Annotated in this window: 6 protein-coding genes; 1 reads left to right on the top strand and 5 read right to left on the bottom strand. The window is 71.1% G+C overall.

From position 1 onward, the window contains the following. Positions 1–95: 95 nt before the first annotated feature. The gene (locus ACIA3K_RS24685; protein WP_396804076.1) at positions 96–1199 is read left to right on the top strand and encodes a winged helix DNA-binding domain-containing protein; all 1104 of its coding nucleotides are present in this window, start codon (positions 96–98) and stop codon (positions 1197–1199) included. Here ACIA3K_RS24685 and malQ read toward each other — a convergent pair whose 3' ends face one another. The 5 genes from malQ to ACIA3K_RS24710 all read right to left on the bottom strand — a co-directional run bounded on the left by malQ (position 1200) and on the right by ACIA3K_RS24710 (position 7675). Next, positions 1200–3194, bottom strand: coding sequence for a 4-alpha-glucanotransferase (malQ, locus tag ACIA3K_RS24690; protein WP_396804077.1), 1995 nt, complete (start codon positions 3192–3194; stop codon positions 1200–1202). A gap of 172 nt (positions 3195–3366) precedes the next feature. Further along, on the bottom strand, positions 3367–4554 hold the full coding sequence (locus ACIA3K_RS24695) for an ABC transporter ATP-binding protein (protein ID WP_396804078.1): 1188 nt from the start codon (positions 4552–4554) through the stop codon (positions 3367–3369). Between the two features lie 10 nt (positions 4555–4564). Beyond that, positions 4565–5401: a carbohydrate ABC transporter permease gene (locus ACIA3K_RS24700; protein ID WP_396804079.1), complete on the bottom strand. Its 837-nt coding sequence runs from the start codon at positions 5399–5401 to the stop codon at positions 4565–4567. A 1-nt stretch (position 5402) separates the two neighbouring features. Next, positions 5403–6386 carry a carbohydrate ABC transporter permease gene (locus ACIA3K_RS24705; protein ID WP_396804080.1) on the bottom strand — a complete coding sequence of 328 codons (984 nt, stop codon included), beginning with the start codon at positions 6384–6386 and terminating at the stop codon, positions 5403–5405. Beyond that, positions 6383–7675: an ABC transporter substrate-binding protein gene (locus ACIA3K_RS24710; RefSeq protein WP_396804081.1), complete on the bottom strand. Its 1293-nt coding sequence runs from the start codon at positions 7673–7675 to the stop codon at positions 6383–6385. Before ACIA3K_RS24710 ends, ACIA3K_RS24705 begins: the two co-directional genes overlap by 4 nt. Between the last annotated feature and the right edge of the window lie 348 nt (positions 7676–8023).

Here is an 8023-nt window from a genome sequence, read left to right on the forward strand (position 1 = left end):
TACTTCCGGCCGGCGGCATTCCCACCGGAGCGGCGGTTAACCGCGCGTGTCGGTCCTCGGGCCTAGGCTGCGGCGTGGCGACCGGAAGGGGTGCGATGACTGCCGACCTGAGCACGGCCGAAGCGTTGGCACTGCGGATGACCAGCCTGCTGCTGCGCCCGCCCGTCGGGCCGGGCACCGTCGCCGAGGTGGTCGAGTGGTTCGGGGCGATGCAGGCTCAGGACCTGGCGAGCGGGCTGTGGTCGCTCGGCGCCCGGCTGCCGGGGTCGACGATGACCGACGTGCAGGCCGCGCTGGAACGCCGCGAAGCGCTGCGCACCTGGCCGATGCGGGGCACCGTGCACCTCGTGCCCCCCGCCGACGTGCGGTGGATGCTGGAGCTGACCGGCGTACGCTCGCTGGCCGGCGTGGCGGGCCGCCGGGCGCAGCTCGGCCTCAGCGAGGCCGACGCCGACCGGGCGGGCGACGTGCTGGGCGCGGCGTTGGCCGGTGGCGGCCGGCTCACCCGCGCGCAGTGTCTCGCCACCCTGCGCGAGGCGGGGCTCGGCACCGACGGCCAGCGCGGCTACCACCTGCTCTGGTACGCGAGCGTGCGCGGCGTGACCTGCGTGGCGCCCACCATCGGCACCGAGCAGACGTTCGCCCTGCTCGACGAGTGGGCGCCGGAGCAACGCCGCCCGGAGCGGGACGAGGCGTTGGCGCTGCTCGCCCACCGCTACGTCCGGGGCCACGGGCCGGTCACCGACCGCGAGTTCGCCGGGTGGAGCGGCCTCACCCTGACCGACGCGCGGCGCGGCCTGACCGCCGCCGCCGACCTGCTGAGCACGGTACGCGTCGACGGCGAGCCGATGTACGTGGACGCCGCGCTGGCCGACACCCCGCGCGCGCCGGCGGCCGAGGTGCTGGCGTTGCCGGGGTTCGACGAGTACCTGCTCGGCTACCGGGATCGCACGCTGATGCTCGACCCCGCGCACCGGGCGGCCGTGGTGCCGGGCAACAACGGCATCTTCCAGGCGACCGTGGTCCGCGCCGGTCGTGTGGTGGGCGTGTGGAAGCGCAAGGTCGGCCGGCAGGCCGTCACCCTGACGGTACGGCCGCTGACGCCGCTGACCACGGGCGAGAGGGCCGGCGTCGAGCAGGCGCTGACCCGGTACGCCGACTTCCTCGGGCTGCCACCAAAGTTCGACTGGCCGGCCTGACTACTTGCCCGTCGGGTCAGGGGTGGCCGGCCGGGGGCGGGCTGTGGTGAGCAGGTCGACGATCCGGGTCACGCCGGGGTCGGTGCGGATCTGCGCCACGCTGGCCGGCAACGGCAGCCGCCAGTTCGGGTATTCGTCGACCGTGCCCGGCATGTTGGGTTGGCGCACCTCCCCCAGCACGTCGTAGAGGGACACACCGAGCAGTCGCGACGGGCTGGCCGCGAGCGCGGCGTGCATCGCCACCACCACGTCGCCGTCGTCCGGCTCACCGCCGGCCTCCGCGTCGGCGTCGGGCGGCTCGGGCAGCAACGACTCGGCGCGCAGCATCGCCAGCAGCCGCTCGCGGTCGGCGGCGGCCCGGGCACGTTCGACGGCCACGTCGGTGCCGAGCAGCTTCAACTCGTCGCGCACCCGCACGTGCTCGCCGGTCAGGAATCCGGGGGCGGTCGGCAGGTCGTGGGTGCTGATCGTGGCGAGGGCGTTCGTGGGCCAGCGGGCCGGTGGGGTGAACTCGCCGTCGTCGTCCCGGGCGAACCACAGCACCGTCGAGCCGAGCATGTTGCGCCCGCGCAGCCCCCGCGTCACCGCCGGCTGGACCGTGCCCAGGTCCTCGCCGACGACCACCGCGCCGGCCCGGTGCGCCTCCAGCGCCAGGATGCCGAGCATCGCCTCGGCGTCGTACCGCACGTAGGTGCCCTCGGCGGCCCCGGCGCCCGGCGGCACCCACCACAGTCGCCAGAGCCCGGCGACGTGGTCGACCCGCAGACCGCCCGCGTGCCGCAGGGTCCGCCGCAACATGTCCCGGTACGCCGCGTACCCGGTCTCGGCGAGCCGGTCCGGTCGCCACGCGGCGAGGCCCCAGTCCTGGCCGAGCTGGTTGAAGTCGTCCGGGGGCGCGCCGACCCGTACCCCCTGGGCCAGGACGTCGGCGAGCTGCCACCCGTCCGCGCCGCCCGGGTCGATGCCGACGGCCAGGTCGTGCACCACGCCGACCGGCATGCCGGTCGACCGGGCCGCCGCCGTCACGGCGTCGAGCTGCTCGTCACACAGGTGTTGCAACCAGGCGTGGAACGCCACCCGGTCGGCGAGTTGGCGACGCTGCTCGGCGACCGCCGGGGAGTCCGGGTGGTGCAGCTCCGCCGGCCACGCCCGCCAGTCGTTGCCGTGCCGCTCGGCCAGCGCGCACCAGGTGGCGAAGCTGGTCAGCGCCGGGTCCGCGTCGAGGTCCACCGCCGGGGCGTACGGGTGCAGCAGCTCCAACGCGTGCCGCTTGGCGGTCCACACCTCGTCGTAGTCGATCAGGTCCCTGCGGTCGGGGCGTAGCGCGCCGACCACCGCCCGGGTGGACGGGTCCGACGCCGCGTACGCCGGGGTGTCGCTGACGCGCAGGTAGAGCGGATTCACGAAGCGTCGGCTGGCCGGCGAGTACGGCGAGGCGGCCACCGGGTGCGCCGGTCCGACCGCGTGCAGCGGGTTGAGCAGCACCAGCCCGGCGCCCGTTCCGCCCGCCCATCCGGTGAAGTCGGCCAGGTCGCCGAGGTCGCCCATGCCCCAGGACCGCTCGGAGCTGAGCGCGTAGAGCTGGAGCATCCAGCCCCAGGTGCGGGGCGGCACGGGCAGCCGCCGGGGCACCACGACGAGGGTCACGTCCCGCCCGTCGCAGGCCAGCCGGTGCCAGCCCAGCGGCAGGTCGGCGGGCAGCTCCGCGTCGACCGTACGGCGGCCACCGTCCTCCAGGGACACCACGCCCGGGCCGGGCAGCGCGTGCGTCGCGCCCTCGGAGAGCACCAGGGTCGGCGGCAGCGCGGTCCGGTCCACCGCACGGGCGGCGGCGAGCGCGTCGGCGATCGCGGCGGGGCTGGTGGCGTCCACGCCGAGCAGCCCGAGCACGCCGACGACGGTCTCCGGCGCGACCTCGACACGGCGGTGCCGCCAGTCCTCGTACCAGGTGGACACGCCATGCGCGGCGGCCAACGCGACAAGTCCCCGATCCATCACCAACCCACCCTGCCACGCCCACCCCCACCCCGCACCCCACCCCGTCCTCGCCCCCGTCCTCATCGATCTTGCACTTTCTGCTGCGACATAAAGGACCTTCCCCTCCATGTCGACAACACAAAGTGCAAGATCGACGAGGGCAGGGGTGCGGGGACGAGGGGCGGGGGGGTTAGTGGGTCTTGTCGAGGGTTAGGTTGCGGCCGTTGTTCGGGTCGAAGAGGTGGATCTTGTCCAGGTTGAACCAGGCTCGGCGGGGTTGACCCTCGGTGGCGCCGGACTCGGCGGACAGCCGGGTCACCAGGTTGCCGCCCGCGCCGGCGAAGTCACCCGCGCCCGCGTCCGCGGCCAACTCCTCCAACTCGGCGGCGCTGGCCCGCTCACCCTCCACGGTGAAGTACACGTACTTGTCCGAGCCCATCGACTCGACGATCTCCACCGGGGCCTCGAACTCCAGACCCCGGCGGCGGGTCTCGTCGTCGACCAGCTCGGCGTCCTCGAAGTGCTCCGGCCGGATGCCGAGGATCAGTTCGCGGGGCGCGTCGGCCGCCTCCAGCTCCCGGCGCAACCGGTCGCCAAGCGGCACGTCGCCCAGGGCCGTCCGCAGGCTGCCGTCCTGCACCGCCGCGTGCAGGAAGTTCATTGACGGTGAGCCGATGAAGCCGGCCACGAAGAGGTTGCGGGGGTGGTCGTACAGCTCCTGCGGCGGGCCGACCTGCTGCACCGCGCCACCCCGCATGATCACCACCCGGTCGCCGAGGGTCATCGCCTCGGTCTGGTCGTGGGTGACGTAGACGGTGGTGGTGCCGAGCTGCTTCTGCAACCGGGACACGACCGTGCGCATCTGCACCCGCAGCTTCGCGTCGAGGTTGGACAGCGGCTCGTCCATGAGGAACGCCTTGGGCTGGCGGACTATCGCCCGGCCCATCGCCACCCGCTGCCGCTGACCACCCGAGAGGTTCGCGGGTTTGCGGTCCAGCAGCGCGGTCAGCTCCAGCACCTTGGCGGCCTCGTCGACCTTGGAGTTGATCGTCTCCTTGTCCAGCTTCGCCAGCCGCAGCGGGAACGCCATGTTCTCCCGCACGGTCATGTTCGGATACAGCGCGTACGACTGGAACACCATGGCGATGTCCCGGTCCCGGGGCGCCTTGTCGTTGACGCGCTGGCCGCCGATGCGGAGTTCGCCGGAGCTGATGTCCTCCAGCCCGGCGATCATGTTGAGGGTGGTGGACTTTCCGCAGCCGGAGGGGCCGACCAGGATCACGAACTCGCCGTCGGCGATCTCCAGGTCGACGTCCTGCACGGCGACGGTCCCGTCCGGGAAACTCTTGCTCACCTTGTCGAGCACGATGTCAGCCATGACTACCCACCTATCCCTTGACTGCGCCGGAGGTCAGGCCGGAGACGATGCGGCGCTGGAAGAAGAGGACGAACAGGATGATCGGTACGGTGATCACCACGGCGGCGGCACAGATCGCCCCGGTGGGGTCCTCGAACTGTGACGCGCCGGTGAAGAACGACAGCGCCGCCGGCACCGTGCGGGACCGCTCGGTGGAGGTCAGCGAGATGGCGAACAGGAAGTCGTTCCAGCAGAAGATGAAGACCAGGATCGCCGTGGTGAACAGGCCGGGCGCGGCCAGTGGGGCGATCACCCGCCGGAACGCCTGTGCCTGCGTGGCGCCGTCCATCTTCGCCGCCTTCTCCAGGTCCCACGGGATCTGCTTGAAGAACGCCGACAGCGTGTAGATCGCCAACGGCAGCGCGAAGGTGATGTACGGCAGGATCAGGCCGGGCCAGGTGTCGAAGATCCCGAGCTGCCGTTCGATCTCGAACAGCGGCGACACCAGTGACACCTGCGGGAACATCGCGATCAGCAGGGAGATGCCGACCAGCAGCCGCTTGCCCGGGAAGTCCAGCCGGCTGATGGCGTACGCGGCCATGGCACCGAGGACCACCGCGATCAGCGTGGCGATGAGTGCGATGCCGATGGAGTTGACGAGTGCTCGGACGAACTGGTCGGTGTCGAAGATCGTCCGGTAGTTGTCCAGCGTCCACTCGCGGGGGATGAACTTCCCGTCGGTGAGGGTGGCCGGCGTCTTGAACGACAGCGAGGCGATCCACAGCACCGGGACCAGCGCGAAGACGACCACGAGGACGTCCAGCAGGCCCCACCGCAGCTTCGCGCGCGTGGTGGTTTCCGCAGCCATGTCAGCGCCTCTCCCCATCGTCGCTACCGGGGGCAGCGGTACCGAACAGCTTCACGAAGACGAAGGCGATGATCGCCACGGTGAGGAAGACCAGCACCGACATCGTCGAGCCGATGCCGAGGTTGAGACCCCGAAGCAGGTTGTTGTAGGCGAGCATCGACACCGACGAGGTCTCGTTGCCTCCGGCGGTCAGCACGAAGATGTTGTCGAACACGCGGAACGCGTCGAGGGTGCGGAACAGCAGCGCGACCAGGATCGCCGGCTTCATCACCGGCAGCATCACCTTGGTGAACTTCTGCCAGGCCGTCGCGCCGTCGGTGGAGGCGGCCTTGAGCAGGTCGTCGGGCACCAGGGCCAGCCCGGCCATCAGCAGCAGCGCCATGAACGGCGTGGTCTTCCAGATCTCCGCGAGCATGATGATCGCCAGCGAGCTGGCCCGCTCGGTGAGCGGAGCGCCGTCGCTGAACAGGTCAGCCAGGTAGCCGGTGCCGGGGGTCCAGGCGTACCGCCAGGAGAAGGCGGCGACGACCGTGACGATGCCGTACGGGATGAGCGCCGCGGTACGGACGATGCCCCGCCCGACGAGCGTACGGTGCATGATCAGCGCCAGCCCCATGCCGAGCACCAGCTCGACGGCCACGGTGACCACCGTGATCAGCGCGGTCACCCCGAACGCCGTCCACCAGAACTCGTTGGTGAGCACGGTGACGTAGTTCTCCAACCCGACGAACTCGCGCTGGTCAGGAAAGCGCAGGTCGTAGCGCTGCAACGACAGCCAGAACGAGTAGATGATCGGGTACGCGGTCACCAGGACCATGACCAGCGCGGCGGGCGCGCAGAGCAGCCAACCGAGCCGGCGTTCGGCCTTCTTGTTCTCGCTCAGCGGCGCCTTGCGGCGACCTCCACGCTGGGTGGGTACGGCGGCGCGCTGGCCGTCGGTCACCTCGGTCGCCTCGGTCGACTCAGTGGTGGCGGGCCGGGTCATGGCAGCACCCCCTTCGATTCCAGGGCGTCGGCGATGGCGTCGCGCAGCTCGTCGGCGGTCTGCTGCGGGCGGATCCCGGACGGCGGCGACAGGATCGCCGACATGACGGTGGAGATGCTCTGGTAGGCCGGGGTCAGGGGGCGGGTCGCCGGGTCCTTCAGCTCTTCCAGGATGGTGTCCTTCATCGGGTACGCCTCGGCCATCTCCGGCTCGTCGAAGACGGCCTCGATGGTCGGTGGCACGCCGTCGTTGATCGCGGAGAACTTCTGGTGCTCCGCGCTGCGCAGGCACCGCGCGGCCTCGAACGACAGTTCCGGGTGCTTCGAGTACGAGCTGACGGCCAGGTTCACCCCGCCGATGGTGACCTTGCTGGGGGTGCCCTCGTCGATGCCCGGCACGCGGGCCCAGCCGACCTGCTTGGCCAGCTCCGGGTTGGCTTCCTGAAGGGCCGGGTAGACGAACGGCCAGTTCACCTGGAACGCGCCCGACCCGGACTGGAACTCCAGCCGTACCGGGTCCTCGGTGGCGTTGCTGAAGGACGGTGAGGTGACGCCCGACGTGGCGAACCGCTGCAACTGTTCCAGCGCCCGGACCGTGCCGTCGTCCATCACGGCCTTCTTGCCGTCGTCGGAGAGGACCTTGCCGCCGGCGCTCTCGGCCAGGGTGTTGTAGAGGACGACCAGGCCCTCGTACTGCGCGCCCATGGTGAGCACCTGGTAGGGCTTGCCCTGGTCCTTGAGCTGCCGGGCAGCGGTGATCATCTGGTCCCAGGTGGTCGGCGGCTGCGGCACCAGGTCCTTGCGGTACCAGAGCAACTGCACGTTGGTGTTCTTGGGCGCGGCGTAGAGCTTGTCCTCGTAGCGGGCGGTCGCCAGCGGCCCGGCGAGGGTGCCCTGCTCGACCTCGGCCTTGTCCTGGCCGGTCCACTCGCGGATCCAGTCGGCGCTGGCGAACTCCTGGGTCCAGGTGACGTCCAGGCCGAGGATGTCCATACCGGTGTCTTCGGCGGCGAGCCGGCGCACCATCTGCACCCGCTGGTCGTCGGCCTGCCGGGGCAGCACCCGGTAGGCGATCTCGTACCGCCCCTGGGCCTGCGTGTTGCAGTCGTCGACGACCTTTTGCAGGTTCTGCTCGGGCGGGTAGTACAGGTTGAGCGTCGGTGGGCCACCGTCGTCGGATGCGCCGCACGCGGCGAGCGGCGCGACCAGGGCCAACGCGGCGGCAGCCGCCCCGACCCGGGCAACCGGCCGGCGTCGGTGTCGGTGTCGGGCCGTTTCGGGGTCCGTCATCGCCTTCCCCCTCTCGTGCACAACGAGCCGGGGAGGGCATCCGTGCCCCGGCGCACGGTGAGCTGTCTCCGAGCCCAGGAGCTGCGAAAACGCCCCGCTCGGATACTCCGTGCGGCTACACTGCCCCGCTCACCACCCCACGAAACCTCCCGGCAACACGGCGCGTCCCGCTCCCACCGACAACCGAATCCCCAACCCCACCCCCCCACCCCCTCAGCCCTGTTGATCAAGAGGTTTGCGTCAGGAAAGACGTGGCGGGTTCAGGGTGTCGGTGCAAGCAGTAGCCGATCAAGGGCTTCTGCGGGAGTGTCCCATCCCAGGGTCTGGCGGGGGCGGCCGTTGAGTTGG

Source organism: Micromonospora sp. NPDC051543 (assembly GCF_044454415.1).
Taxonomy (GTDB): Bacteria; Actinomycetota; Actinomycetes; order Mycobacteriales; family Micromonosporaceae; genus Micromonospora.

Excerpts from the sequence above, each read along its gene's own strand:
- ACIA3K_RS24685 (WP_396804076.1), top strand. The coding sequence starts at position 96 with ATGACTGCCGACCTGAGCACGGCCGAAGCGTTGGCACTGCGGATGACC.
- malQ (WP_396804077.1), bottom strand. The coding sequence starts at position 3,194 with ATGGATCGGGGACTTGTCGCGTTGGCCGCCGCGCATGGCGTGTCCACC.
- ACIA3K_RS24695 (WP_396804078.1), bottom strand. The coding sequence starts at position 4,554 with ATGGCTGACATCGTGCTCGACAAGGTGAGCAAGAGTTTCCCGGACGGG.
- ACIA3K_RS24700 (WP_396804079.1), bottom strand. The coding sequence starts at position 5,401 with ATGGCTGCGGAAACCACCACGCGCGCGAAGCTGCGGTGGGGCCTGCTG.
- ACIA3K_RS24705 (WP_396804080.1), bottom strand. The coding sequence starts at position 6,386 with ATGACCCGGCCCGCCACCACTGAGTCGACCGAGGCGACCGAGGTGACC.
- ACIA3K_RS24710 (WP_396804081.1), bottom strand. The coding sequence starts at position 7,675 with ATGACGGACCCCGAAACGGCCCGACACCGACACCGACGCCGGCCGGTT.